This window comes from Streptomyces sp. NPDC001493, assembly GCF_053597235.1.
Window position 1 is genome coordinate 250,071 of sequence record NZ_JBSFHV010000010.1, and the last position, 26,947, is coordinate 277,017.

21 protein-coding genes are annotated in these 26,947 nt (G+C 71.6%); 18 read left to right on the plus strand and 3 right to left on the minus strand.

The genetic code is table 11. From position 1 onward, the window contains the following. The first annotated feature begins 331 nt into the window (after positions 1-331). Genes ACWCWD_RS17025 through ACWCWD_RS17045 form a run of 5 tightly spaced genes read left to right on the plus strand, consistent with a single transcriptional unit; the run spans position 332 to position 5,355 of the window. The gene (locus tag ACWCWD_RS17025; protein ID WP_450773602.1) at positions 332-1,870 is read left to right on the plus strand and encodes a type I-E CRISPR-associated protein Cse1/CasA; all 1,539 of its coding nucleotides are present in this window, start codon (positions 332-334) and stop codon (positions 1,868-1,870) included. Next, positions 1,867-2,448 carry a type I-E CRISPR-associated protein Cse2/CasB gene (casB, locus tag ACWCWD_RS17030; protein WP_450773603.1) on the plus strand — a complete coding sequence of 194 codons (582 nt, stop codon included), beginning with the start codon at positions 1,867-1,869 and terminating at the stop codon, positions 2,446-2,448. Before ACWCWD_RS17025 ends, casB begins: the two co-directional genes overlap by 4 nt. Then, a complete protein-coding gene (locus ACWCWD_RS17035; RefSeq protein ID WP_450773604.1) occupies positions 2,445-3,791 on the plus strand; it encodes a type I-E CRISPR-associated protein Cas7/Cse4/CasC in 1,347 nt (448 codons plus the stop codon). The genes casB and ACWCWD_RS17035 overlap by 4 nt, the downstream gene beginning before the upstream one ends. Then, on the plus strand, positions 3,788-4,636 hold the full coding sequence (cas5e, locus tag ACWCWD_RS17040; RefSeq protein WP_450773605.1) for a type I-E CRISPR-associated protein Cas5/CasD: 849 nt from the start codon (positions 3,788-3,790) through the stop codon (positions 4,634-4,636). The genes ACWCWD_RS17035 and cas5e overlap by 4 nt, the downstream gene beginning before the upstream one ends. Continuing rightward, a complete protein-coding gene (locus ACWCWD_RS17045; protein ID WP_450773606.1) occupies positions 4,633-5,355 on the plus strand; it encodes a type I-E CRISPR-associated protein Cas6/Cse3/CasE in 723 nt (240 codons plus the stop codon). The genes cas5e and ACWCWD_RS17045 overlap by 4 nt, the downstream gene beginning before the upstream one ends. 224 nt (positions 5,356-5,579) lie before the next feature. Here ACWCWD_RS17045 and ACWCWD_RS17050 read toward each other — a convergent pair whose 3' ends face one another. Beyond that, a complete protein-coding gene (locus ACWCWD_RS17050; protein WP_450773607.1) occupies positions 5,580-5,771 on the minus strand; it encodes a hypothetical protein in 192 nt (63 codons plus the stop codon). Positions 5,772-5,971: 200 nt separating this feature from the next. Between ACWCWD_RS17050 and ACWCWD_RS17055 the strand changes: the two genes are divergently transcribed. The 3 genes from ACWCWD_RS17055 to ACWCWD_RS17065 all read left to right on the plus strand — a co-directional run bounded on the left by ACWCWD_RS17055 (position 5,972) and on the right by ACWCWD_RS17065 (position 12,146). Continuing rightward, positions 5,972-9,781 carry a hypothetical protein gene (locus ACWCWD_RS17055; RefSeq protein WP_450773608.1) on the plus strand — a complete coding sequence of 1,270 codons (3,810 nt, stop codon included), beginning with the start codon at positions 5,972-5,974 and terminating at the stop codon, positions 9,779-9,781. 51 nt (positions 9,782-9,832) lie between these two features. After that, positions 9,833-10,726 carry a hypothetical protein gene (locus ACWCWD_RS17060; protein WP_450773609.1) on the plus strand — a complete coding sequence of 298 codons (894 nt, stop codon included), beginning with the start codon at positions 9,833-9,835 and terminating at the stop codon, positions 10,724-10,726. Positions 10,727-10,937: 211 nt separating this feature from the next. Then, positions 10,938-12,146, plus strand: coding sequence for a metallophosphoesterase (locus ACWCWD_RS17065; protein WP_450773610.1), 1,209 nt, complete (start codon positions 10,938-10,940; stop codon positions 12,144-12,146). Between the two features lie 32 nt (positions 12,147-12,178). Here the strand turns inward: ACWCWD_RS17065 and ACWCWD_RS17070 are convergent, their stop codons facing one another. Next, a complete protein-coding gene (locus ACWCWD_RS17070; protein WP_450773611.1) occupies positions 12,179-12,589 on the minus strand; it encodes a Fur family transcriptional regulator in 411 nt (136 codons plus the stop codon). Between the two features lie 381 nt (positions 12,590-12,970). Here ACWCWD_RS17070 and katG point away from each other — a divergent pair, with 381 nt between their 5' ends. After that, entirely contained in the window at positions 12,971-15,226 is a 2,256-nt protein-coding gene (gene katG / locus ACWCWD_RS17075) for a catalase/peroxidase HPI (protein ID WP_450773612.1), read from the plus strand. A gap of 136 nt (positions 15,227-15,362) precedes the next feature. Here the strand turns inward: katG and ACWCWD_RS17080 are convergent, their stop codons facing one another. Beyond that, positions 15,363-15,839: a DUF6924 domain-containing protein gene (locus ACWCWD_RS17080; protein ID WP_450773613.1), complete on the minus strand. Its 477-nt coding sequence runs from the start codon at positions 15,837-15,839 to the stop codon at positions 15,363-15,365. 378 nt (positions 15,840-16,217) lie between these two features. Here ACWCWD_RS17080 and ACWCWD_RS17085 point away from each other — a divergent pair, with 378 nt between their 5' ends. From ACWCWD_RS17085 to ACWCWD_RS17125, 9 genes are all read left to right on the plus strand, one after another. Further along, entirely contained in the window at positions 16,218-17,717 is a 1,500-nt protein-coding gene (locus tag ACWCWD_RS17085) for an aminotransferase class V-fold PLP-dependent enzyme (protein ID WP_450773614.1), read from the plus strand. 123 nt (positions 17,718-17,840) lie between these two features. Further along, positions 17,841-19,607, plus strand: coding sequence for a benzoate-CoA ligase family protein (locus tag ACWCWD_RS17090; protein WP_450773615.1), 1,767 nt, complete (start codon positions 17,841-17,843; stop codon positions 19,605-19,607). After that, positions 19,600-20,853, plus strand: a complete 1,254-nt coding sequence (locus ACWCWD_RS17095) for a beta-ketoacyl synthase N-terminal-like domain-containing protein (RefSeq protein WP_450773616.1) — start codon at positions 19,600-19,602, stop codon at positions 20,851-20,853. Before ACWCWD_RS17090 ends, ACWCWD_RS17095 begins: the two co-directional genes overlap by 8 nt. 14 nt (positions 20,854-20,867) lie before the next feature. Then, the gene (locus tag ACWCWD_RS17100) at positions 20,868-21,923 is read left to right on the plus strand and encodes a 3-oxoacyl-ACP synthase III family protein (protein ID WP_450773617.1); all 1,056 of its coding nucleotides are present in this window, start codon (positions 20,868-20,870) and stop codon (positions 21,921-21,923) included. 57 nt (positions 21,924-21,980) lie between these two features. Then, positions 21,981-23,759, plus strand: a complete 1,779-nt coding sequence (locus ACWCWD_RS17105) for a CoA-transferase (protein WP_450773631.1) — start codon at positions 21,981-21,983, stop codon at positions 23,757-23,759. Continuing rightward, positions 23,756-24,697 carry a ketoacyl-ACP synthase III gene (locus tag ACWCWD_RS17110; protein WP_450773618.1) on the plus strand — a complete coding sequence of 314 codons (942 nt, stop codon included), beginning with the start codon at positions 23,756-23,758 and terminating at the stop codon, positions 24,695-24,697. Before ACWCWD_RS17105 ends, ACWCWD_RS17110 begins: the two co-directional genes overlap by 4 nt. Positions 24,698-24,725: 28 nt before the next feature. Beyond that, a complete protein-coding gene (locus ACWCWD_RS17115; RefSeq protein ID WP_450773619.1) occupies positions 24,726-25,460 on the plus strand; it encodes an SDR family oxidoreductase in 735 nt (244 codons plus the stop codon). A 31-nt stretch (positions 25,461-25,491) separates the two neighbouring features. Further along, positions 25,492-25,962 carry a hypothetical protein gene (locus ACWCWD_RS17120; RefSeq protein ID WP_450773620.1) on the plus strand — a complete coding sequence of 157 codons (471 nt, stop codon included), beginning with the start codon at positions 25,492-25,494 and terminating at the stop codon, positions 25,960-25,962. Next, positions 25,955-26,947: enoyl-ACP reductase FabI (locus ACWCWD_RS17125; protein ID WP_450773621.1), on the plus strand; the 993-nt coding region annotated here is incomplete at its 3' end. The genes ACWCWD_RS17120 and ACWCWD_RS17125, both read left to right, overlap by 8 nt.

Below are 26,947 nucleotides of genomic sequence, written 5' to 3' on the forward strand. Positions count from 1 at the left end.
GCCGCGGGAAGTGCCTGATTCCGCCCCCGGCCCCGACCGGGCCGGTCGGCTCCGACCGGGCACCGCTCGTTCCGCGGCCGGTACCACGGCGTGCGGCGGCGACGCGTCCGTGGCGGCAAGCACCCGGCAACTGCACCCATATACAGCATTTTTGGGGATTCGACGAATCCATCTTTTCCGGGATTTCGGACTGCTAGCGTCCTGTCCCGTTCAAGCAGGCAACCCTTATGAGCAGAGGAACAAAGAAGGGCAGAGCGTGACTGGATTACGCACCTTGCCCATCGGGGGCCCGCGCCCCCGGTGGGATCCCCGGGAGTCACCCTGCGTCCGGGTGCTGACCCTCGACGACCGGCTGGTCGAGCTGAGCCTGGTGGAGTTGCTCCACGACGCCGACGGCGTGCGGAGCGTGGAGGGCGGCACGCCGGGAGAGCGGGTCGCGGTCGTCGAATTCCTGCTGGCCATCTGCTACGCCTCCGGTACGTATCCGGAGTCGGCCGCGCAGTGGCCTGCCTGGGTTGACCGGAAGGACGCGCTCAGACCCGCCGCCGACTGGCTCGCCCACCGCCCCGAGGGCGAGGTCTGGGACCTCTTCCATCCCGTGGAGCCCCTCGGGCAGAACTCCCTGCTCGCGCCGTTTCTCGATGAACACGGTTCCGGACCTGCACAGTTGGTGATCGAGCGGGTCGGGGACTACAACCAGTTCTTCGACCATCACCACCTGGAGCATCCCGACCCGCTCCCCGTCGCCCAGGCTTTCCGGGCCATGCTCACCCAGCACGTGTACGCTCCGGCCGGACGCGCCAGGATCTCCGGCAAGGAGACGCTCGGCGCCGCCGTCACCAACCTCGCCGCCACCCGCCTCGGCACCAGGATCAGGGTCCTCGCGCTGGGGGCCACTCTCGGCGAGACACTCCGCCTCAACCTGGCGCCGGTCCCCGGTCCGCCGGGGAACCTGAACCGCACCTGGACCGCCGGCCAGGAGCGTCGGGGGTTCAAGGCCAAACCGAACGGCCGCCCGGTCACCGGCCCGGCCGACCTGCACAGCTATCTGGGCCGGTCGGTCCTGCTCCGTCCGACCCGTACGGGGAATCACGTGGACCGGGTGCTGCTCGGCGCGGGCGAGCTGCTCGCGCTGTCGGACGAGCACCTCCAGGACGCGGTGTACGCCAAGAAGGCCGACGGCACCACCAAGCCGCTGTGGGCATCGGCGACCCGGGCCGTCTGGCGGCAGGCGCACGGCCTCTACGCAGCCGTGGCCGAGGCGCGTTCCGAGGCGGGCAGGAACGACGGAGACACTCTGTACCGGAGGCTCGCTCTCTTCCCCGCCGAGGACGTCGCTCCGGAGCCCGGGCAGCAGCCCGCTCGACGCATCGAACTGTGGACGGTCGGGCTCGTGTCCAAGCAGACCACGGCCGTCGCATGGGTCGACGGGACCTTTCCGTTCGCTCCCGGCCTGGAGGCCAGGCTGTACCTGGCCTCCTACCGCGGCTCCGACATCGCGGAGTTCGTGGCCGCCGCCCTGTCCCGGGCGGCGTACACGGCTTGGACGGCGGCGTACCCGAACCCCAAACCGACCGACAAGGCGGCCCAGATCGCACGCTTCGACGCCCGTGGCCGGCACTGGGCGGCGACGCGGGAGGCGTTCGATCTGCTGATGGAGGAAACCACCCTGGGAGAGGACGTCCAGGACTCCCTTCGGGAGTACACGGTCACGATCGCCACCGCCGCCCGCGGATTCCTCACCGAATGCCTCGACCCGCTGCCGATGAACTCACAGGGGGCGAAGACCCGTGCAGCCGCCCTGAGACGGTTCGACGACGAGCTGGCCTCGCCGAAGTCCCCGGCCGAACTCCGAGGGGAGACCTCATGACGACCACCGCCACGGACCCCGGCGTCAGCGAGAACAGCGCCGCGCTCACCGCCTGGCTCGCCGGCCTCGTCCACAACAACGACTACGCGAGCCTCGCCGAACTCCGGCGGCCCCGCGTCCACCGGAAAACCCACTTCCGGGCCCTGTGGTACAGCCCGACCGAGGCTCAGCACGAGGTCTACGGCCAGGTCGCCTTCCTCTTCGCGGTCTATCACCAGGGGCGGTCGAAACCCGCCTTCGGGTACGGCAGTCTCGGCGAGGCCGCCCGTCGCATCGGCGGCGGAACCGGGCGCGGACCAGACGATCCGGGCGCGGCTCGACTGGTCGACCGCATCGTGTCCAGCCGCCGCATTCCGTGGCGGCATCTGCAGCACGCCGTCGCACGGCTGCGGGCCTGCGAACAGCAGCCGCCGTCGTGGGCCCGGCTCGTCGACGACCTGAACCACTGGCACGACCGCAAGGCCCGCGTTCCGTACGAATGGGGTGCGGCCTTCCACCTGCCTCCCGCCCGGTCGGCCTCCACCCGGCCCGCGCCGTCGACCGCCGCCGCCATTCTCCCGAAGGACTCCACCACGTGACCAGCAACGTCCCGACCACCGGCAACCAGTTCCTCTCCCTGCACCTCCTGGAGACCCTGGTGGCCGTCCTCCCCGTGCGCGACGAGAACGGAGCGCCCAAGTCGATCGTCTACGGGGGCACCGAACGGCACATGATCACCAGTCAGGCGCGGCGCAGGGCCGAGCGCGTCCACACCCGGAACCGCGCCAACGCGGGCATCGGCGCCCTGGCCGGCCGCAGCACCGGGATCCGGACCCGTGAATGGGCGCTGACCACCTCCCGCGCACTCACCTCACGGCACGGCTGGGAGGCGGACGAAGCCATCCGCACCGCACGAGCCGTCATCGAGGCCACCGGCCTGAAGTTCGGGGACCCCGCCAAGAAGACCGTCGCGAACCTGACGAAGGTACTGCTGTTCGCCCCCGCGGACGCCGGCGTACGCATCGCCGCCCACATCGCCGAGCAGGCCGAGACCCTCCGGCCCTGGACCGAGGAGTACGTGGCAGCGCAGTCGACGGCAGCAGCCGCGGCCAAGGCGAAGAAGGGCTCCCGCAGAGGCGTCGCACCGGAGGAGCCGGTCACGGACGAGGCCGCCGAGACCAAACTCCCCGCGGTTCCGGGCGCGACCCGGGCTGCGGTCCTCACCGCGCTCGCCCCGCGCGACGCCATCGACATCGCCCTCTACGGACGCTTCCTCGCCGAGATCGCGGACTCCCCGAACGTCGACGGCGCCGTCCAGAGCAGCCACGCCTTCACGGTGCACGAGGCAGAGCAGGTCGACGACTTCTACGCCGCCGCCGACGACGCGAAGCTCGACCGCAAGGCCAACGCGCTGGACTTCCTCGACGCGGCGGACGACGTGGGCGCCGGTATGACCGGATACCAGTCCCTGATCACCGGTACCTTCTACCGGCACGCGGTCCTGGACCGCGTGAAGCTGCGCAGGAACCTCCAGGCGGCCGGGATGACCGCCCAGGAGGCCGAGGAGGCGTCCGTCGCGGCCGAGGCGGAATTCGTCACCGCCTTCGTCGACGCCTTCCCCGAAGCGAAGAAGAACTCGACCGCCTCCACCGGTTCGCTCCCTGCCCTGGTCCTCGCCTTCGAGGGCGAGCGCCCGTACAACTACGCGGCCGCCTTCCAGACCCCCATCGACGAGAACCCTCTGGACAAGGACGGCGAGGGCCCCGCCGGTCCGGCCGCGGTCAAGCGGCTGCTGAAGCACCACGCGTTCGTCAGCCGGCGCCGCCCCGACATCAAGGCCGCGCACGTCCTCACCTACGACCCGGGGATCGACGAGCTCCTCGGCACCCTGGAGGACATCGGAGCCGTGGTCGTGGACTCCTCCGAGGAGCTGACGGCGTGACCACGCACGTGCTGCTCGTGCGGCTCGCCGCCCCCTTGCAGTCCTGGGGGGTGGCGTCCCGGTTCGCCCACCGCGACACACACGCCCGCCCGACCAAGTCGGCGGTCGTGGGCCTGTGCGCGGCGGCCCTCGGCCGGGAGCGTACGGACCCCGTGGACGACCTCGCCGAGGTCGTCTTCGGCGTCCGCGCCGACCACCCGGGCACCCCCGTGCGCGACTACCACACGGTCGGCGCCGGCCGGTTCCCCCTGCGCCCCCGGGACGTCATCACCGACCACAGGCGTGCCGCGGCCGTCGCCTCCAGTATGGAAGCGGCCGAAGGGCCGGGCTTTGGACACCACGAGCTGGCCGGCTGGTACGGCGCACCGAAGAAGATCACGGCCGACCCCGTCTCCGGGACTCTCGTCTCGGCCGAGCTGTCGCGCATGGCGATGATCACCGAGCGCTGGTACCTGTCGGACGCGGCGTTCGTCGTCGGACTCGAACACCGGGACCGGGCGCTGCTGGAGGAGGTCTCGTACGCCTTGGAGCACCCGAAGCGACTGCTGTGGCTCGGCCGGAAGTCCTGCCCGCCCTCCGGCACCCTGGCCGCGGAAATCGTGCCCGGCACGATCGCCTCCGCGTTCGCCGCCAAGCTCCTGCTCCCCGGTCCGGACGGCCCCGAGGACTCGGGCCGGCGCCCCTGGGCGTGGATCCAGGCGCCGTCGGGCGCTCGCGGTGCCTTGCAGGTGAACGACCAGCCGGTCACCTTCGATCCGGCGCACCGGGCTCACATCACGCGCTGGGAGACCCGTACGCGCGTCACCATCGCGCCGACCGCAACCGGATGGGACATCATCCCGTGAACAGCACCCGGGCCTCGACGGCCCGCTTCGTCGCCACCCACTCCGTCCTCTCGCTGAACGCCCGTCACCCTCTGGTAGCCAAATCCCTGGCCGACGCCCAGGAGATGCACCGCACCGTCATGAGCGGTTTCCGCGGCTGGGTCGAGGACGGTGATCTCCAGGCCCGCGCGCAGATGGGCGTCCTGTCAACATGGTCGGTCGACTTCAAGGCGGCGGCACTCGTCCTGGTCGTGCAGTCCAGGATCCCGGGCGACTGGACCCGTTTGCCTCGCGAAGCCTTCATCGCCGCCCCGCATCTCATCACCGTCGACCGGACCTTCAAGGCGGGCGAGGTCTTCGGTTTCCGCACGGTCGTCAACCCGACCCGCAGCAGGCCCTCGGGCAGACCCGCCTCGGAGAAGGCCCGGGGAGCGCGTACCGTGCACACCACGCCGGAGCACGTGAAGGGCTGGTTCGCGCGTCGTCTCCAGGCCGACGGGGAGCCGGCGAACGCCGAGGACGGCCTCGCCCGCATCGGTGCCACCGCCGACCCCGGCACCCTGGGGATCCGCATGCTGCCGACCGTGTCGAGCGCCCACCGGAACAAGCCGGTCCGGATCGGCCGCGCCGAGATCCGCGGCTCCCTCACCGTCACCGACCCGGAAACCCTCGTGGGAGTCCTCTCGAACGGCCTCGGCCACGCCCGCGCCTACAGCTGCGGACTGGTCCTCGCCCGCTGAGGGGCCTCGGCGGCAGCCGAACGTCGAGTGCGCGCCGAGCGTCGAGTGGGGACGGGATCAGATCCGGCCCCACTCGACGGTGCGAACGACACGTCCGGCGTCACCACCACCGGTCGTCGTTCCGGGTGAGCCGCGCCGGTGAACCACATCCCCGCACGCGGGAAACCCCAACAGTGGCCGAGAGTAGGCCCTGCGGCCACGCCCGGACCAGGCCGGGGGCGGTATCACCGCTTCCCGTGACGCCTCATCAGGATCGCCAGCGTCGTCCGGGCGTCGCGCCGGCGCTGCGGGTCACGGAAGAGGACGGAGGAGGCCGCGACCGTCACCACGGCCCCGGCGTAGGCGAGGCCGGTGGCGGCGGAAAGCGTGGCGGCCTCCTGGAACACGGACTCCAGGACATTCGACAGAACGGACACGGGGATCCCCTCGGTTCTCCGCCCGGTGGTCTTCTCCGCCGGGCGCGGTTCCACAGGTATCCGGCTTCGGAGCCCCGTCCGGCGATGTCCGAAGCAGCGGATCAACGATATATGTGCAGGTCAGAGGGGAAATGAAGATGTGTCCGGAGAAGTCTTCCGCAGACGGCGAACGAGACGGTGTCGGAGAGGTTCCGACGTTCATGAGCGACCTGAAGGCGTTGTACGAATCCGCGGGCGGTCACGCGGAGTTGGGGTACGGACGCCTGGTACTCCACGCCGAGCGGCACGGTTTCCAGGTGACCAAGCAGACTCTCAGCGACTGGTTCCTCAAGAGGCCGCCGCAGCAGCAACGCCACGTCGAGTACGTCATGCGGGTGCTGATCCCGTACTTGGAGGACCGCGCGTCGATTCGTTCGCCGGTCCACCTCGGGGTGTCCGAGGGCGCTTGGGGCCGTCGATTGAGCGCGGCGCAGGCGGTCAGCAAGGACGCCCAAGGCGGCCGTGGTTCTCGCATCGGCGCGGCCTCCAGGGGACGTCTGCTGGGCGGGCCGTCCCGGGCACTCCTCGATGTCGTCCCACGCGAGTTCGTGGGACGGGAGACGGAGGCCGCCGACCTGGCAGCCTTCGTGAAGGCTCCCGACGGTGCCCCCGACTACGTGTGGTGGCAGGCGGGGCACTGGGCAGGGAAGACCGCCCTGATGGCCTGGTTCGTCGTTCGGGAGCTGCCCGCCGGGGTGGATGTCGCGCATTACGTCGTCTCTGGGCGCCTGGGCACCGACCGGCGTGATGATTTCGTACGGGCGGTTGCGAAGCAGCTGGCCGCCGCGGTGGGGGGCAGACTCCCCGCGGTGGACCGGGACAAGCAGGATCTCGGCCCGCTGTATGCGGCCGCGGCTGGTGCGTGCGAGGGGCGTGATCGGCGCCTGGTGCTGATCGTCGACGGGCTCGACGAGGACGCGGACGTCGGCCCGAAGGATTCGGGCATCGCCGGGCTGTTGCCGAAGGTCCCCCCGAACGGCATGCGGATCATTGTCGCCGGACGCCCCAACCCGCGCCTTCCGGAAGGGTTGGTGTCCGACCACCCGCTGCGGGACCCCGCCATCGTCCGGCGGCTGACCTCCTCTCCCGCGGCACGGCACACCCGGGACACCGCCACGGCAGAACTGCGCCTCCTGCTCGACGATCGGGGTATCGGCCACCGACTGCTGGGGCTGCTCGTGGCGGCGCGAGGCGGCCTCACCGGCGCGGACCTGGGCGAACTTCTCGGCATTGAGCCACACGTCGTTCACGACAGGCTCCGCACCGTGGCCGGGCGCTCCTTCACCCCCACCCGCACCGGCCTCCTTCCCCTGGACGTACGGGCGGAGTTGGAGGCGGAGGCCGCGCGGCAGACGTTCGTACTGGCCCACGACACGCTCCTGGTCACCGCGCGCGCGGAACTGGGAGAACCCTTCATCAAGGAACGCGCCCTCGACCTGCACCGCTGGGCCAGGAAGTACCGGGCCGAAGGCTGGCCCGAGAACACCCCGAACTACCTCCTCACCGGCTACGCCCGTCTCCTGCGCGACAGCGGGGAGGTGGAGCGGCTCACGGCCCTGATCCTCGACCCCCAGCGCCAACTCCGCCTCGTGCAACGCTCCGGGCCCGACGTCGCGCTCGCCGAACTCGACATGATCGCTCCATCCGTCACGGACCCGTGGCCCGAACTGGGCCGGGCCACGGCAGCCGCAGCGGCCGCTTCCCGGGAAATGCTGTCGCCGCACGTGCGGCCACTGCCCGCCCCCGTGGCGCAGACCATCGCCCGACTCGGCGACACGCCCCGGGCCCGTGCTCTGGCGGGGGCGTCGGGGAGCGCCGTCGACAAGGCGTCGAACCTGGCCGGCGTGGCTCGCGTACTGCTGGCCATGGGCGACGAACAGGCCGCTGCCACGGCCCGCGATGCGGGCGAGTGGGCACGAGCGGCGCTGCGGGAGGCGGACCGGCTCGGCCACGCCACCGACGAAGCGGAGGCAGCAGCGGTGGAGGCTGCCCTCGTCCTGCTGGAGGCGTCCCGGGTGCCGGCCTCACCCCGGGCCCAGGATGCCACCGCCTCCGTCCGGCGGAGCGCCGCCGCGTACGACCGGCCCGCTTCCGAGTTCCCAGGCGTCCGGAGCCGGTACGAGGACGGTCTCACCCTGCTCCATTCCACGAAGGGCACGAGTTCGGCCCGTAACGAGGCATGGGCGCGGGCTGCCCTCCTGCTGGCACCGGACCGCCCGGAGGAAGCGGCTGAGCTTCTGGACGAGTTGGAGGAGCAGGCCGAGACGCTCGCCGCCGAAGACCCGGCCGAAGGCGCCGCCGCTGCCGGCGCCATCCAGCTCTGGCAGACGGTGGCATCCACGGCCCCCGACCGCACCGACCGCCTCCACCACCGCGTCCTGGCGCACGCGACGGAGGTGTGGGAGGCCTGTCCCGCACTGGAGAAGGTCGCCGTCGTCGCGGCCGCCGCCTCTATGGTGGCGGGGTCCCGACCGGAGCAGGCCGAGCGACTCGTAGCCTCGGCATGCCGGTACATCGAGCACGTGCTGCGGGCGAATGCCGCACCGCTTTCGACGACGGATGCGTTCCATGTCGAGTTCGGCTTCCGGCATACGCTCACCGTGTTCTCCCAGGCCCTCGCCGATGTCGGCACTTCACCGGAAGAAGCCGACCGCGTGCTGGAGCTCGGGCAAGGCGCCCTCCCCCCGGAACCGCCGGACCGACCGGGACGCCCCTCCCTCGGCGAGGACGAGGACCGCGCCCTCGCCGAGGCCACCGGAATCGCCGGCCACGCCCTCCGTTTGGCCGAACAGGGCGCCGACAACGAGGCGGAACACCAGCTGGCGCAAGCCCTGGCGCTCCTGCCCGTGGTCGGCTCCGCCGAGGGGCGCAGTCCCGTGTGGCTGCCGGACCTGGCGGCCGCAGTCGTCCGTTCCGGCCGTTCCACAGAGGTCGCGTCGCTGCTCGGCCTCGTGCGAGACCCGGCCGACCGGGTGCGCGTACACGCAGCCATGGCCCTGGCCGGTAGGGGCTCGCCCCAGTCGGCCGAGGCGCGCCGTCATGCGCGGGCGGCATCCCGTGCGGCAGCCGAGCCGTCCGCTTCCGACGCGAACTGGCCGTACGCCGCACAGGCGTTGGCCTCCGCAGGTGAGGTGGAGTCGGCCTTGGACCTCATCGCGCGACACGGGAAACCTGAGAGCGCCGACAGGCGGGCCGCCTGGCGCAAGACCGACCGGACCGTGCGCATCGCTGTCGCCGCAGAGCTCGCGGAGTTCGCTCCCGAAGCGGCGGGCGAACTGATCCTGCCCCTGCTGAAGCGACTGGTCGCCTCTCTGCGCACTCCCCGAAGCCAGGGACTGCTGACCTCGCTGGCGGAACTGCTCCCCGCCACCGTCCACCTGCCGCCCGAACACCGGACGTCCTTCGATGCGATCATGGAGGAGGCGCGCGAGCAGGCGTCACGGAGCAGCCCGCACTCCTGGGTTCCCGAAGAAGTACTCGTGCACGCCTTCCTGCGCATCGAGTCGGGAGAGGTCCCCGGTCGTCAACTGGACTGGCTGACAGGTGACATGTCCAATCGCGGAACCCGGCACTTCCCCACCGCCGCACTGGCCCTACTCCACGCGGCCCTGCACGACACCGCGACAGCCCAGCGGGTGGCGGCGCTGCCTGCCGCCCCGCACCAGCGAGCGGCGGCACTGAGCGCGGTGGCGTCACACCTCGCCCGCGTCCTCTCCCCTCCCTGCCCGGTCCCCGACCCGATCGGAACGGACTTCTTCACCCGCACCATCCAGCACCTGGCCCTGAAGGCGACCTCGACGATCCCTCCCGCCAACGCTGCGGCCATGGAGCCCCTCCACCAGGCCCTCACCACCCCCGGCTGGCATTTCGCGCTTCCCGCCCTGGCCCGGCTCGCCCCCGAAGCGGTCGCCGCCGTCTGCGACATCACCGTGGTCCACCTACGGGTGCCGCCGAACCTCCTCATCCGATGACCCGATCGTGTACTCCCCTGACCGGTCGGGGCCCGCGCCTACGATCGTGACGTGACGATGGAGCCGAAGGCGGACGACCTACTGGTCTGGCTGCACACCGAGGCCAAGGGGATCATCGGGCGAGAGCTCGACCCCCTCGGCACCCCTGGGTGGAGCTACCTGAGGGAGGAGGAACTCCACACGCTCGTCAGGTGGTTGGAGAGGCAGGGGTACGTGAAGGTGTTCGGGGAGGCGGACACCCGAACCAGCTCGGCGCTCACGGTCCGGGGCATCGACCGGGCCGAGGAGCTCATCCGACGGAGCAGCGGCCCTGTAGCCCGTACGAACGCCGCGATGAACGGTCTGGTCGCTGCCGCCATGGACGACTTCCCGGTATGCCGCGTCAGTGTCGCCGCCTTCGCGCTCTCCCCGCGAGCCGCCCTGGACGACAGCCGCCTTGACATCACCGAGATCGAACGCGCGGCGGAATACCTCGTCAAGGCCGGTCTCGCCGTCCGGCGCCACATCGGTTCGGCACCACGGGGTGCGGTCAAGGACCCCACCTTCGAGCTCACCGTTCTCGGTATGCGATGCGGCGAGCGCAGCCCCCTCGACGTCAGGAACTTCGTGTCCGAGCAACACGCACAGCAGGTGACCTTCACCTTCAACGGGCCCACGCAGGTCGGTAATCACAACACGCAGCACAACACGTTCGGCCATGACCACGGCGAGCTCGCGCGGTTCGCCCGTGAGCTTCTTTCCGTCGCGAACAGCGCCGACATCACCGACACGGCGCGCGCCCGCATCACGGACAGCGTCGAGGCCCTTGAGCGCGAGCTCACGTCCACGGTGCCGGAGCCGGGCAGGCTGCGCCAGTTCTTCGACGAAGCGAGGCGGGCCGCGCTCCAAAACCTGCCCACGCTCACCCTGCAGGCCTTGTTCGCGGCTATGGGTATCCCGGCGTGACCGCTTCCCGGACCTCCGACGCCGGCCCCTTTCTGCGACTGCGGAGAATGGGTTCTCCACGGGGCTCCGGCGGTTGAGGCCGGAGCACGGAATCAGACGTGGGCGGCGGGATCATGTGGGGCCGGGGCGGATGGGTACGGCGACCGCGCCGTGGCCACCACCCGGCTCCGCCACGGCGCGATCCGCCGGACAGGACCTCAGGAGGAGAAGCATGACCGAGACGAGCGACACCCGATCCGCCGCCGCAGGTGCGGCGCAGGGGCCACCACGGAGCCGCCTGCAACGCGTGATGCGCTACGTGCCCCTGATCGCCCCCGTCCTGCTGTGGGCCGTGCCGTGCTGGGTTCTCCTGTACACCGGTCAGCACTGGCCGCGCCCCGTCACATTGACCGGCACCGCGCTCTTCGTCCTCGGCCTGGTCACCATGTCGCTCGCGATGGTGCACGGCCACGGCCGGCGCCGGCGGGACGGGGCGGCGATCGTCGGTGACTCGCTGCTGGGCGGCGTCTGGATCCTGTTCACCTGGTCCGTGCTGCTCGGGGTCCTGCTGCGGCTCGTGCTGGCCCTGGCAGGCGTCGGCGAGGGGCAGGACCGCGCGCGCGTCGTCACCTGGGCCGTCCTCGGCACGACCGCCGTGCTGCTCGTCTGGGGGTACGCCGAGGCCCGCCGCGTTCCGCGCATACGCCGGCTCGACGTGGAACTCCCGCGCCTGGGAGCCGGGCTGGACGGGACCCGGGTCGCCCTGATCACCGACACCCACTACGGACCCCTCGACCGCGCCCGCTGGTCGGCACGGGTCTGCGAGACGGTGAACTCCCTGGAGGCCGACCTGGTCTGCCACACCGGCGACATCGCGGACGGCACGGCCGAACAGCGTCGCGCCCAGGCCGCCCCGCTGGGCACGGTGCGGGCGACGCGGGCCCGTGTCTACGTCACCGGAAACCACGAGTACTACAGCGAGGCCCAGGGCTGGGTCGACCTGATGGACGAGCTGGGCTGGGAGCCGCTGCGCAACCGTCATCTGCTGCTCGAACGCGGCGGTGACACCCTCGTGGTCGCCGGCGTCGACGACGTCACCGCCGAGTCCTCAGGGCTGGCGGGCCACCGCGCCCACCTCGCCGGAGCCCTCGACGGCGCCGACCCCGACCTCCCCGTCCTCCTCCTCGCCCACCAGCCCAAGTTCATCGACCGGGCGGCAGCCCACGGCGTCGACCTCCAGCTCTCCGGCCACACCCACGGCGGCCAGATCTGGCCCTTCCACCACTTGGTCCGCCTCGACCAGCCGGCCCTCGCCGGTCTCTCCCGCCACGGCACCCGCACCCTCCTCTACACCAGCCGCGGCACCGGCTTCTGGGGCCCGCCGTTCCGCGTCTTCGCCCCCAGCGAGATCACCCTGCTCGTGCTGCGTTCCCCGCGGTAGTCCGCCTCGTCCCGGCGGGGATCCCGCCGCGGTCAGGCGCAGACCGGGCACAGCCCCCGGTAGGTGATCTCGGCCGAGCCGACGACGAACCCGAACCGCTCGGCCTCGGGCAGGTCGCCGAGGGCATCACCGCCGGGGTGGACGTCGCGGACCGTGCCGCAGCCGGAGCACACCAGGTGCTGATGGGGGCGGTGCGCGTTCGGGTCGTAGCGCTTGGCCCGGCCCACGGTGGACACCTCCAGCACCTCGCCGAGCGCGACGAGCTCCCCGAGCGTGTTGTAGACCGTCGCGCGGGAGATCTCGGGCAGCCACGCGGCCGCCCGCAGATGCACCTCGTCCGCCGTCAGGTGTACGTGGTCGCCGTCGAGAACCTCCGCGACGACGCGCCGCTGCGAGGTCAGCCGCCAGCCACGGTCCCGCAGCCGTTGGAGTAGGTCGCTCATCCCGTCTCACCTGCTCCGCTTCGCGGGGGCGCACGGGTTCCGGAAGGATCCGACGACGCCACGCCCCGGCCATTGTGGTTTTAGCTCACTTCTTGACTTGGACGAAGTCCATCGTAGGATCGATCCCGGCGACATCCAAGAGACAGGAAGAATCCGGTACGGCAGCAGAGACACGTGGCTGGACACATCCGCCGGCCGAGCGCGCAGCGCCGGCCGGGCAACCGCCCTCGTCGCACCGCCCGGGACCGTCGGTCCGGTGGTCCGTGAGGCATCCGGGCGGCCCGCGGAGAAACCCCGGCACACCACGTTCCCCTTCTGTACGGCCCGATTCCTCCTCCCCGTTCAGCGCCCCCACGACCCGCCGGGTCCGGAAGGATTGCCATGACCGAGAATCACGAGTCGCATGTCTTCGATCCCGTCACCCCGGACTCGCCCGAGACGGCCATCCCCGAGGTGCCCGGGGCACAGGCGGGCGGCTGCCCCGTCGCCCACGGCCGCGCGCCGCACCCCACCCAGGGCGGCGGGAACCGCCAGTGGTGGCCGGACCGCCTCAACCTGAAGATCCTGGCCAAGAACCCCGCCGTGGCGAACCCGCTCGGTGCGGACTTCGACTACGCGGCCGCGTTCCAGGCGCTCGACCTGCCCGCGGTGAAGCGGGACATCGCCGAGGTCCTCACCACCTCGCAGGACTGGTGGCCGGCCGACTTCGGCAACTACGGACCGCTGATGATCCGGATGGCCTGGCACAGCGCCGGCACATACCGCATCAGCGACGGCCGCGGTGGCGCGGGCGCCGGTCAGCAGCGCTTCGCCCCGCTGAACAGCTGGCCGGACAACGGCAACCTGGACAAGGCCCGCCGTCTGCTCTGGCCGGTCAAGAAGAAGTACGGCCAGGCGCTGTCCTGGGCCGACCTGCTGATCCTCACCGGCAACGTCGCCCTGGAGACCATGGGCTTCGAGACCTTCGGCTTCGCCGGTGGCCGCGAGGACGTCTGGGAGTCGGAGGAGGACGTCTACTGGGGCCCGGAGACCACCTGGCTCGACGACGAGCGCTACACCGGCGACCGTGAGCTGGAGAACCCGCTCGGCGCGGTCCAGATGGGCCTCATCTACGTCAACCCCGAGGGCCCCAACGGCAACCCGGACCCGATCGCGGCCGCCCGCGACATCCGCGAGACCTTCCGCCGGATGGCGATGAACGACGAGGAGACCGTCGCCCTCATCGCCGGTGGCCACACCTTCGGCAAGACGCACGGCGCGGGCCCGGCCGAGAGCGTCGGCGCGGACCCCGAGGGCGCCCCGCTGGAGGAGCAGGGCCTCGGCTGGCGCAGCACCTACAAGACGGGCAAGGGCGGGGACGCCATCACCAGCGGTCTGGAGGTGACCTGGACCAGCACCCCGACGCAGTGGGGCAACGAGTTCTTCCACAACCTCTTCGCGTACGAGTACGAGCTGACCAAGTCCCCGGCCGGCGCGCACCAGTGGATCGCCAAGGACGCCGAGGCGACCATCCCGCACGCGCACGACGCGTCGAAGAAGCAGAAGCCGCAGATGCTCACCACCGACCTGTCGCTGCGCCTCGACCCGGCCTACGAGCAGATCTCGCGCCGCTTCCACGAGAACCCGGAGGAGTTCGCGGACGCCTTCGCGCGCGCCTGGTACAAGCTGACGCACCGTGACATGGGGCCGATCCAGCGCTACTTGGGCCCGGAGGTTCCCTCCGAGGTGCTGCTGTGGCAGGACCCGCTGCCCGCGCGCACCGGTGAGCTGCTGGACGCCGCGGACGTCGCCTCGCTCAAGGAGCAGGTACTCGCCACGGATCTGACGGTGGCCCAGCTGGTCTCGGCCGCCTGGGCGTCGGCCGCGTCCTTCCGCGGCAGCGACAAGCGCGGCGGCGCCAACGGCGCCCGGGTCCGTCTGGAGCCGCAGCGCGGCTGGGAGGCGAACGACCCGGACGAGCTGGCTCAGGTCCTGCGCGTCCTGGAGGGCGTACAGGCGTCCCACAACGCCAAGGGCGGCAACCAGGTCTCGCTGGCCGACCTGATCGTCCTCGCGGGCGGTGCGGCCGTCGAGCAGGCGGCCAAGGACGCCGGCGTCGAGGTGGAGGTGCCGTTCACCGCGGGCCGGGTCGACGCCGCGCAGGACCAGACGGACATCGAGTCCTTCGCCGCCCTGGAGCCCGCGTACGACGGCTTCCGCAACTACACCGGCAAGGGCAGCCGCCTGCCCGCGGAGTACCTGCTCCTCGACCGGGCCAACCTGCTGACGCTGAGCGCCCCGGAGACCACCGTTCTCGTCGGCGGTCTGCGTGTGCTGGGCGCCAACTCCGGCGGCTCGAAGCACGGCGTCCTCACCGACCGCCCGGGCACGCTGACCAACGACTTCTTCGTGAACCTGCTCGACCTGGGCACCACCTGGAAGTCGACGTCGTCGGCGCAGGACGAGTTCGAGGCCCGGGACGCGAGCGGCCAGGTCAAGTGGACCGGCACCCGCGCCGACCTGGTCTTCGGCTCCAACTCCGAACTCCGTGCCCTCGCGGAGGTCTACGCGAGCGACGACGCGCGGCAGAAGTTCGTGACGGACTTCGTCGCCGCCTGGACCAAGGTCATGAACCTCGACCGGTTCGATCTGGTCTGACCCGGTAGCCGGCACACTCCGGCGTGGTGACTGTGGGGCCGATGCGTACGCGCACCGGCCCCACAGCACGTCCGCGGACGGCACCGGACGGCGCGCCCCGCGACAGCGGGTGCGCGAGGACGGCGAGCCGGTCGGCTCAGACGGCGAACCCGCGGAAGACGCCCTGGGGGTCCTCTTCGGCCGCTTCCTTGAAGTCGCCGAAGGACAGATTGGCGATCATCAGGTTCGCGTGTATCTCGTGGACACCGGCGGGTACGGTACGGAACTCGCCCCCGTCCGCCTCGAACTCCTCGTCGCTGCCACACTCTTCTCTGGTCAGCACGGCCAGGGCCAACAACGTGACGGGTCCGCCGCGCATGGAGTCGCGGTCGGCGAGAAACACCACGCTCAGCTCCTCGTCCTCGGTCGCCTCGGAGAGAAGCTGAGCCGAGGTGCGGTCCGCCCACTCCGGAGCGTCGGCGACGTGGACGTACGGCTCGAAGTCTCCGTCGCCCCAGTCCCTCGTCAGCTCCGCCCTCACCGCAGCCCATGCCTGGTCGTCGCGGTAGTCGGTCCTGATGACCAGCGCCTCGTTCCGGTCGCGCCCCGCCGGCCACTCCGTACGGTCACTCACACCGTCACCCCCGTCCGCGCGGATCACCCGCGCCCGCGCACTCCCCGTGAACGGTATGCGACACCACTGACATCGACCGTGGGGGGTGGGTCCGGACGGTCGTGGCTCTGCCACTGACCGACACCGCTTCGTCCGGTCTCCGCACGCAGGGTCGTCCGGAGGGCGAGGCACTTCTCAACCGCCCTGATTTCCCGCGGAATTCTTGATCTTCCGGACGCACCATTAGTAATACAATATGAAGACTTCTGGTGCGCCGAAATACACCCCATCGAGAGGAGAACTCTCCCGGGTACCACCTTCCCCTCCACGACCGACGGTCGGAACATGCTCGAAGAGAGAACATGTTTTCGCATCCGCTCGGAGTGAGGGAGAGGTCCGGTGACCGACGAGTTCCGCCGGCAGATCGCGAGGGAATTCCCCGCCCTGAAGGGCATGTCCTACCTGGACACGGCATGCATGGGAATCGCTCCACGCCGGGCGGTTCGCGCCGTGTCGGACTTCGCTCACCGCACTCAGTTCTGTCCGGCCGATTCCGGGACGGCTCAGCACGGCCGTCTCAACGAGGACAGGGCGGCGACCCGGCCACTCGCCGCGAGGCTCATCGGCGCCGCACCCGAGGACATCGCCCTGGTGGAAAGCACCACCCACGGCCTGTCCGTGGCCGCCCAGGCGCTGCCCCTGCAGGCCGGCGACCACGTCCTCATGTGCGATCTTGAGTTCATCCAGATGGGGGCGGTCTGGAGCCAGTTGGAGAAGGCCGGGGTCGGGCTGCGCATCATCCCCCACCGGGCGGGGACGATCACCGCGGACACCGTACGCGCGCACCTGTCCCCCGAGGTCCGGGTACTCGCCGTCAGCTCGGTGCAGTGGACCAACGGTTTCCGGGCCGATCTCGAATCCCTTTCGGAGTTGTGCCGCGAGCGGAACATCTGGCTGGTCGTCGATGCGGCTCAGCACGTGGGGGCCTTGCCGCTGAACGTCAGGGAGACGCCCGTGGACGTCCTCGCCTGCGGCGGCCACAAGTGGCTCAACTCGCCTTTCGGTACAGGAATTCTCTACCTCTCGCCGAAGACCCGAGCCAGGATGAGGCGGCCCGTCGCTGGATTCTTCGCCGCCCAGCCACCTGCCCGCACCTGGGGCGAATCGTTCCTGCAACCCGAACTCGCGGCGGTTCCTGAGTTCGAGTTCACGGGTGAGGCCCGAGCGTGGGAGATCGGAGGCACCGGCAACTACGTCGGCGCCATCGGGCTCGCCGCCGGTCTCTCGCTCGTCCTGGAGCTCGGGCAGCACCGGATCGCCGAGCACATAGGCGGTCTGACGGATCAGCTCGTCGAGGGACTGGACCGCCGGGGGATACAGGTCGTCTCCCCCCGGGACCACCGCCACCGGTCGGGCATCGTGACCTTCACCGTGGGGCAAGGGCCGCCGGACATCGCCGTCATGCGTCATCTCCTGTCCCAGGACGTGGCCGTGGGGGTCCGCTACATCTCCGGGGTGGGCGGTGTGCGCGTCTCCTGCCACAGCTTCAACGACGAGCAGGACATCGGGCGGTTGCTCGACTCCCTGGACGACTGGGCTCAGCGGCGTTCCCACGGGAAGCCGGACCAGGACGGCCGGTCCCGCGCCGCTCGCCGGGCGAGCGCGCAGATCACGCGGCAGCGCCGCCTCATCGACGCGCTGGACGACGAACTCATCGGGCTGGTCGCCACGCGCGGTGATGTCTCACGCGGCATCCGGCTCTCCGGCCTGGAGGGCTCCCTGCCCCGCACCGACCTCGCCCGCGAGCGGGAGGTCGTCGAGCGCTTCCACAACCGGCTCGGCCCTGCGGGAACCCGCATCGCACTGGAGCTCCTGCGGCTCTGCCGCGGACACACCTGATTTCGTGCACCCGTCGCTCCCCGGCAGTCCGGCGGAGCGGCCCACATGAGGAAGACGCGCCATGAAAGTCACCCCCGCCACCACACGCACCCCGCAGACGCCTCTCCACGTCGGCAGGAAGTCATGACACACGACGTTTTCAACGCCGCGGCCCACCTGGTGGACCGCCAGGTCGGGCGCGGGCTCGGCGGCCGCCCGGCCGTCATCGGCCCGAGCGGTCCGGTCCGTTACGCCGAACTCGGCCGAAGGGTCGCCGAGTCGGCCGCCGGATGGCGCGCCGCCGGTCTGCGGCCCGAGGAACGGGTCATGCTCATGGCCGCCGACGGGCCGGATCTGCTCACCGCCCTGCTGTCGGTCATCCGTGCCGGAGCCGTCGCCGTGCCGTTCCCCGTCATGAGCACCGGGGACGAGCTCGCGGCGGCGCTCCGGGACTCCCGGGCGCGCTTCCTTCTCGTGGGTCCGGAATGCGCCCGGGCCGCACAGCAGGCCCTGACGCTCCTGCCCCCCTCCCCGGATCTCACCGCGGTCGTGGTGCTGAGCGATGCTCCCGTCGAGCCTCCCGGAGGCGTGGCCCGGCTGCGCTGGGAGCACCTGCTGGCCGCCGGGGCCTCGGGCTCGCCCGCCGACGGCGCCGCCGACCGCACCACCGAGGACTCCCCCGCCCTCTGGCTGTACACATCGGGCACCGCCGGTACCCCCAAGGCCGCGATGCACCGGCACGGCAGCCTTCGTCACGTCGGGGAGTCGTTCGGGCAGCGGGTGCTCGGCATCGGCCCGGAGGACCGCTGCTTCTCGGTGGCCAAGCTCTTCTTCGCGTACGGCCTCGGCAACTCTTGTCTCCTCCCGCTGGCTGCCGGAGCCGCTGCCGTCCTCAGCCCGGACAGGCCCACGCCGACGAGCATCCTGCGGCGTCTGCGGGAGGACGAACCGAGCGTCTTCTTCGGCGTTCCCACGGCCTACGCGGCTCTGCTGCGCGCCGAGGACGTACCCGATGACGCGTTCGCCTCCGTACGGCTCGCGGTCTCGGCGGGTGAACCGCTTCCCTCCGCTCTGCACCGGCGCTTCCAGGATCGTTTCGGTGTGGAGCTGATCGACGGCCTGGGGTCCACCGAAGCGCTGCACGTCTATCTCTCCAACCGTCCCGGCGCCGTGCGGCGGGGCTCCGTGGGCACCCCCGTCCCCGGCTACCGGATGCGTGTCCTCGCCGAGGACGGTGGCCCGGCGAGCCCGGGCCAGGCAGGGCTGCTGGAGGTGAACGCCCCCTCGGCCGCCACCGGTTACCGGGCGCGTTCGGAGCTGAGCCGCGCGGTCTTCCGGGGCGAGTGGCTCGCCACCGGGGACGTCTTCACCCGTGCCGAGGACGGCTCCTACCGGTACCTGGGCCGCGCGGACGACATGATCAAGAGCAGTGGGATCTGGGTGTCGCCCACCGAGGTCGAGGAACACCTGCTCCAGCACCCCTCCGTCCACCAGGCGGCCGCCGTGGCGATACCGGACGGTGACGGCCTGGACCGGCCGGTGGCCTGCGTGGTGGCCGCCCCGGGCCAGGTCGTCCGTACGGACGAACTCCTCGACTTCTGCCGCGCCCGCCTCGCCTCCCACAAGTGCCCCCGCCGCGTGATCGTCTTCGATTCGCTGCCGGCCACCGGCACCGGCAAGATCCAGCGGGGCCGGGTCCGGGAGCAGGCGCTGCGGCGGCTGGGTGACGACACGGGGCGCGACCGCACCCCCGCCCCGCAGCCCCCGTCCCCTCTCCCGTCCGCGTCCCCGCCCCCGTCTGCGTCCCCTCCCCCGTCCCCGTCCCCGTCCCCGTCCGCGCCGGACGCAGGTCCGCGGCCCGGCGCACCCCTCGCCGACCGTGCCGGAACCAGTGGAGAGAGTTATGCGTGACGTACTGGTGACCGGAATCGGCGTGGTCCTGCCGGGCTGTGACAGCAGAGACGCACTGTGGCGTCAACTGGTCCAGGGAGAAAGCCAGTTGTCCCTGGAGCCCGCTCCCGGGAAGGCCGCCGTCCACGCGGTCGGCCGGATTCGCGACTTCGACGCGCGCCGCTACCTGGGGGAGTTCCCCGAGGCGCACTACGGCCGTTGTCCCCGTGACGTCCAGCTGTACCTGTCCTCCCTCGTCCTGGCCCGCGAGGACGCCGCGCTGAACGGCGTGGCCCTCGCTCCGGACCGGGTGGGCCTGTTCGACGGCACCTCGCGCGGCAGTTTCGCCGCCTGGTACGCGCGCATCCGCAGCGAAGGACAGCTGGCGGCCCAAGACCTCTACACGCGGCGCGAGTTGGCCATGGACACACCGGGACAGGCAGTCGGTGTCGGCGCCGCCCTCCTCGGCACCGAAGGGCCGGCACTGACCTTCACCGCCTCCTGCTCCTCGTCCCCCGTCGCCCTCGGGCACGCCTGTCGGGAGGTGGCCGAAGGTGCGGTGGACATCGCTTTCGCCGGGGGCCACGAGGCCGCGCTGGTGCCGCCGCTGCATCTGATGTACCAGGAGGCCGGGCTCTGTTCCACCGAGTCGGAGAACCCCGCGCGGGCCGTGCGTCCGTGGACCGGCGGCTCGGGCAACGCCTTCGGCGAAGGTGCCGTCACGCTGGTCCTGGAGGCGCGGGAGCATGCCGAACGACGCGGCGCGGTGCCCCTGGCGACGATGCGCGGATACACCTACGGCAACACGGGCCGGCACCCCACGCACGTGGACTCCTCCGCGGCACGCCCCGTCCGCGTGGTCCGCCGGCTGCTGGACGAGGCGGGCGTACCGGACGACGGGATCGGGTTCGTCGTCGGTCACGGAAACGGCGTGGCCGCCAGCGACGCCTCCGAAATCCGCCTCATGCGTACGGTGTTCGGGCGCCGCTCCGGCGAGGTGCCACTGATCTCCACCAAGCCGGTCTACGGCCACACGCTGGGAGCGGCCGGAGCGCTCAACGCCGCGGCAGCCGTACTGATGCTTCATCACGGGCGGTTGGTCCGCAGCCCGAACTCCCCGGGCGGTTCCGTGGAGTACCCGGACATCTCGTTCGGTCACGACGAACCGCTCCCTCCCGCCCGAGGCAACGGCATCTGCCTCTCGTTCGGCCTGGGCGGGCACAACTCTGCCCTGTTGTTCTCCCGTTGCACGGAGGAGCCCACATGAACCGAGGAACACGCATGCCTCTCGTACGCGGACCCGAGGGGGTCAACGCCCGCCAGGGCATGACTCATTCACTGGAGATCGTCTCCACCGGCCACGCGTACCCCCAGGACCGGGTCGACAACGACGACTTCTTCGCGCGCTGCCGTTTCCCCCTGCCCCCCGACCGGGCCGGCCTGGCGGAGAGCACCCGAATGAGGAACCGGTACTGGTGCGGCCCCGCCGAGAACACCTGGACGCTCGCCCGCACCGCCGTGGAGCGCGCGCTCGGGGCGGGGGAACTGCGGCAGGAGATCGACGTCGTTCTCGCCGTGTCGTCGACCACCGTGGCCTACCTCAATCCCCCGGAGGCCGAGCGCCCGGCGAACGGGGACCTCTCGTCCCTCGTCATCCGTGACGCCCTGCGCCGTACGGACTGTGTCGGTGTGGACCTCAAGTCCTGTGCCTGCGCGGGCTTCGTACGGGCCCTCCAGGTGATGGACGGACTGCTGAACGATCCCAACCGCCGGGCCGGGCTCATCGTGTGCGCCGAACAGACCAGCCGGCTGGCGGTGGCGGAGAGCAACCGCTCGGCGTTCTGCTTCATCCTCGGCGACGCGGCGGGCGCGATGGTGCTGCGCCGCGGAGCCCCCCGGCAGGACGACGGGCCGGGAGCCGGGCTTCTGGACCACACGGGGCACACCGACGCCACGGGACTCGATCTGATCGCCTTCGGTGATGACGGCGAGTCGCTCGTGATGCGAGGAGCGGCGGCCGGCCGGGCCACCCTCGAAGCCATGGCTTCCAGTGCGCGGAAGCTGCTGCGCCGCAATGGCCTCGGACCCGGCGACGTCGACTGGCTGCTGCCCATCCAGGGGCACTGGGACGGTGTCCGGCGCCTGGCCGAGGAGTTGCGGTGGCCTGCCGACAAGGTGCTGTGGAGCGGCGACACCACGGGGTTCTCGGGGAGCGCGAGCATCCCCGCCTGCCTCGCCGAGCAGATCGAACGCAAGGTCGTCCGAAGGGGCGATCTGATCCTCTCCCCCGCCGCGGGAGCCGGCATCAACGGTGGTGCCGCCCTCTACCGCTACTGAGCCCGGCCGCCCGCCGGGTCGTGCGGGCCGGGACCTGAAGGAGCTCCCTTGAACGTCATGCCACTGGCGGAGGCGGTCGCCGCCTTCACCTCTCCGGGGGACCATCTGCACTTCGCGTCCACCCCCAGCCGCTCCAACGCCGCGGTCCGGGCGGTGGCACGTCACTACCGGGATTCCGGGCCCTCGTTCGTCCTGAGCACCACGGGATTCCACTCCACCGCCCATCTCCTCGCCCTGCTGGGACTCGGCCGCCGCTACCTGTCCTGCTTCTTCGGCGACAACTATCCCCAGCCACGCCCCAACGACCTGTACTCCCGGCTGGTCCGGGAGGGTGCGGAGCTCCAGCACTGGTCACTGCGCGGATACGTCGAGGCCCTCCGTGCCGGGGCCCAGGGTGTCCCCTACGCCGTCGTGCCCGCACAGTCGCCGACGACCCTCACGGCGGAACTCGCCGCCGCGGGCCGCTTCCACACCGTCCCGGACCCGGCCGATCCCACCGACCCGCGTCGCCGCGTCGGGCTGCTGGCCGCCCTGCGCCCGGACATCACCTTTCTGCACGCTCCCCTCGGTGACCTGACCGGCCGCACCGCCTTCTTCGCTCCGTACGGCGAGGCGCACTGGGGAGCCGCGGCGGCGGTACGGGGCGCGGTGGTCACGGTCGAAAGGGTGGTGGAGCCGGCCGAGCTCGATGCCGTGCCCAACGCGTCCCTACTGCCCCCGCACCGGGTCCTGGCCGTCTGCCCGGAGCCGTACGGAGCGCATCCCCAGCCCCTGTACGTACCCGCCGGCATGCCCGCCACCCGGTACCGGGACGACGTCGAGCACTACCTGCTGTGGCGCGAGGCGGCCGGGGCCCCGGACCGTATGCGGCACTTCCTCGACCGTGTCCTCGCGGCCGAGGGTCCGCGGGGCTACCGGGACGCCGTCGGACCCGCACGCCTGGCAGCGTTGCACTTCCCCGCCGCCGCTCCGCCCGCGCGGGCCTCCGGCCGGCCTCCGGCGGCGGGCGAGGCCCCTCCCACACCCACCGAACTGATGATCATCCGTGCGGCCCGGGTCATCGCCCGCCAGGTCGAACGCCGGAAGTACCGCGTCGTCCTGGCCGGAATCGGCCAGTCCTACGATGCCGCCCGGCTGGCCCGCACGCTGCTGAGCGAGCGCGGTACCGAGGTGCCGGTCATGGTCGAGACGGGGATGTACGACGTCGACTGCGGGCCCGGGGGCGGTGCCTTCCCGCTCGGGCTGGAGGCCGTCGCCGGTTCCCGCCGGCTCACGGGCATCGAGGACGTGCTCTCCACGCTCACCTGCGGATCGGACAATCGTTGTCTGGGCGTCGTCGGCGCCGCCCAGATCGACCCCGGCGGCGACATCAACAGCACCCGGACCGCCGACGGACGCCACCTGGTGGGTTCGGGCGGGGCCCACGACATCGGCTCGGCGGCCGACGAGGTCGTCGTGCTCACCCCCTGCACACCGCGGCGGATGGTGCCCCGGGTGGATTACGTGACGACGCCCGGGGTCCGGGTGACCCATGTCGTGACGGACGCGGCCACGTTCGTCCGCGGCCTCCCCGCCACCCCGGCGCCCGACGGCACGGCCCACCCCGCCGGCTGGTCCGTGCGCGACCTCGATCCGGCCGCCCCGCGCGCGTACGAACGCTGCGGCTGGCAGCCGCTCCCGCACCGCTCCGCGGACCTCCCCTGGCCGCCGCCGACCGTACGGGAACTGCGGCTCCTGCGCGCGCTGCGGACGACGGGCGCCGACGGTCCCACCGACTCCGCGCCACTCCTCGGCACAGCCCCTCGCACCCCCGACCGGAGGACGACGACGCCATGACCCGGATCTCCCTCACCGGCTTCGGCAGCCACCTGCCGGGAACCCCCCTCACCGACGACATGCTCCCCCCGCTGGACACGCCCCTGACCGAGGCACAGGCCCAGCGCATCGGGGTGACCCGACGGCACTGGGCCGGCGAGCAGGACACCGTGCCGGGCATGGCCGCGGCGGCGGCCGAACAGGCGCTGCACCGGGCCGGCACCCGGGCGGCCGACCTCGACCTGATCGTTCTCGCCAACTGGACCGGTCGCCGCTACATCCCGGAACTGGCACCCCGGTTGGCCACGCTGCTGGGAGCGGAGAGGGCCGTCGCCTTCGACCTCTGCTGCGCCTGCGCGGGCTTCCTCTACGGCCTGGCGATCACCGACTCCCTCCTGCGCACGGGGAGATACCGGCGGGCCCTGGTCGTGGCCTCCGAGACGACCTCCCGCAGGGCGGCGCCGGGCAGCAGGGCGAGCCGTGTCTACGCCGACGGCGCGGGTGCCTTCGTGCTGCAGCGCGACGCCGGGCGCGGCGGCACGCTGCTCGACCACGAGCTCGCCACCGACGGAGAGCAGCACGGGATCATGGACGTCAGCGAGGACGGACACGTACGCACCCACCTGCGGCAGCGTCAACTCGCCGACCTCGCGGCGGAGTCGATCTCCGCCCTGACCACCACGCTCCTGGAACGCAACGGCCTCTCGCCCGACGACATCGACTGGTTCGTCCCGCACACCGGGACCGCCGGAATCCACACCGCCGTACGCCGGCGTCTGCCCTTCCGGCCCGAGCGGATCCTCACCAACTTCTCCACCGTGGGCAATGTGTCCTCCGCAGCCGTCCCGGTCGCCCTGGACCACTTCGTCTCCCGAGGCGTCGTCAAGCCCGGGCAGCTGATCCTGTCGGCCTCCGTGGGCACCGGCTGGTACGCGGCAGCCGCCCTCTACACCGTGTGAACCGGCCCCGAACACGAGGAGACCCACCGTGTCCCAGAAACCCCGCGACCGGATCGCGGTCGTCACCGGCATCACCTCGGGCATCGGCCAGTCGCTCGCCGGCCGGCTCCTCGCCGAAGGGATGACCGTCGCCGGGATCGCACGCGATCCGCACCGGCTCTCCGCAGCCGCGGAGCACTGGGGAGAGTCCTTCCACCCGTTCCTGGCGGACCTGTCCGTCCCCGGTGCCGCGGACCGCTGCGCCGAAGAGATCGCCCGACGGCTCCCCCACGTCGACATCCTGGTGAACAACGCCGCCGACTGCGTCTTCGAACGCCCCAGCACGCTGCCGACCGAGCGCTGGCGGTCCCTGCTCGAAACCAACCTGCTCGCCTGCATCGCCCTCGCGCGGGGGCTCCTGCCCGCCATGGGGGCGGCAGGCCACATCGTGAACGTGTCCTCCGTCACCGCACGGTTCCTCCCCGCGTCCAGGTACGGCCCCTACGCGCTGACCAAGGCCGCGCTGGAGAACTTCACCGAATCGCTGCGCCTGGAGCTCAGCACCACCCGTACGAAGGTGTCCCTCGTGGCCCTCGGACTGGTCGACACCCCCATCCACCAGAAGGCTCCGGGGTTCGAGAGCACCCGGACGCGGCTGGCCGAGCACGTGCCCGACTGGCTGCACCCCGACGACGTGGCCGACACCATCCACTGGCTGGTCACCAGGCCGGAGCACGTCGTCGTCGGGGAGACCCTCCTGCTGCCCCTGCGGCAGCCCCGCTGAGCACCGGCCCCGCGCGAAAGGTCGCACCACCATGCCCGACGACCCCCTCGCCGCGTCCGAGGCGTACCTCGACGCGCTCTTCGGCCCCGGCGCGGGCCGGCGGCACAGCCGGTTCCTGGAACACGTGGAACACCCCGGCCTCCGCGAGGCTCTGCACCACTGTCACCGGACGGAAGCCGACACCACGGTGCTCAGCGTCGAGGAGAACTACCTGATCGGCATGTGCGTGCTCTACGCGCTGCGGTACTTCGGCCCGGCCGGCATGTTCGCCCGCACGCTGCTCCACCTGGGAGTCGACCGCGCGAAACTGCTCGAAGCCGTGGCCCGGCTGGCGATGTGGACCGGCCCGGTGCCCGCCGCCGTGGCCGCGGGCCACCTCCAGCGCGCGGCGGACGACTGGGCGAGACACGGCACCGCCTCGCTCGACCCCTGGTTCCCGCCCTCGGACCGGCCTGAGTCCCACACCCGCAACGACGATCCACGGAAGGACGGCCATGACTGAACTGCCCCCCGAACCGACTGAACCGAGCGAACCGACCGAACCGACCGCAGTGCCCACGCTGCCCGCACTGCCCGCGATGCCCGCACTGCTCGCGGGACGGCGCGGTCTCGTCATCGGCGTCTCGGGCGGGAACAGCGTCGGATACCACTGCGCGAAGAACTTCCGCCGCCTCGGAGCCGAGGTGGCCATCAGCTACCGCCCGCACCGCGCGGCCCGTGGCGCGGCGCTCGCCGCGGAACTGGACTGCGCTCTGCACCTCCCCCTGGACTGGGACGACGAACAGTCGCTCGCTGCCGGTTTCCGGCGCATCTCCGACACGTGGGGACACCTCGACTTCGTGGTGCACACTCTCGTCCACACGCCTCCCGGGGCCCTCGGCCGACCGCTCACCGAACTTCCCCGTACGGCGTTCAACGACGCCCTCTCCGCCGGCGCCTACTCGCTCGTCGCGGCGGCCCGCCACGCGGCACCCCTCCTGGAACGGTCCGACAACCCGCGCATCGTCACCCTGTCGTCGGCCGGCGACAGCTTCACCCTGCCCAACTACCACGTCCTCGGCATCACCAAGGCAGCCCTCAACGCGACCATGCGCTACCTCGCGTACGAACTCGGCCCACGCGGCATCCTCTGCAACGCCCTGAGCTTCTCCCTGCTCGACACCGACGGAGCCGTCCGAGCCCTGGGCACCGCGAACACCGACCGCACCCGTGAACTCCTGGCAGGTGCCGCGCTGACGCGTACGGCACTCGCCGTGGACCAGGTCACGACGCTCATCGCTCTGCTCGCCGGCCCCTGGCTGCAGAACACGACGGGGCAGGTCATCACCCAGGACGGGGGCTTCTCCCTGAACTACCTCAAGGCGGCCCGGGGAGGAAGGCCCCGCACCACCGCCGGTCAGCAGCCCGGTCCGCCGCCCGGTGACCGTGGCGCCTGGGACCCCGCCCCGCCCGCGGGAGGGGGCCACGCGGCCCGCGGGGGGGCGCCC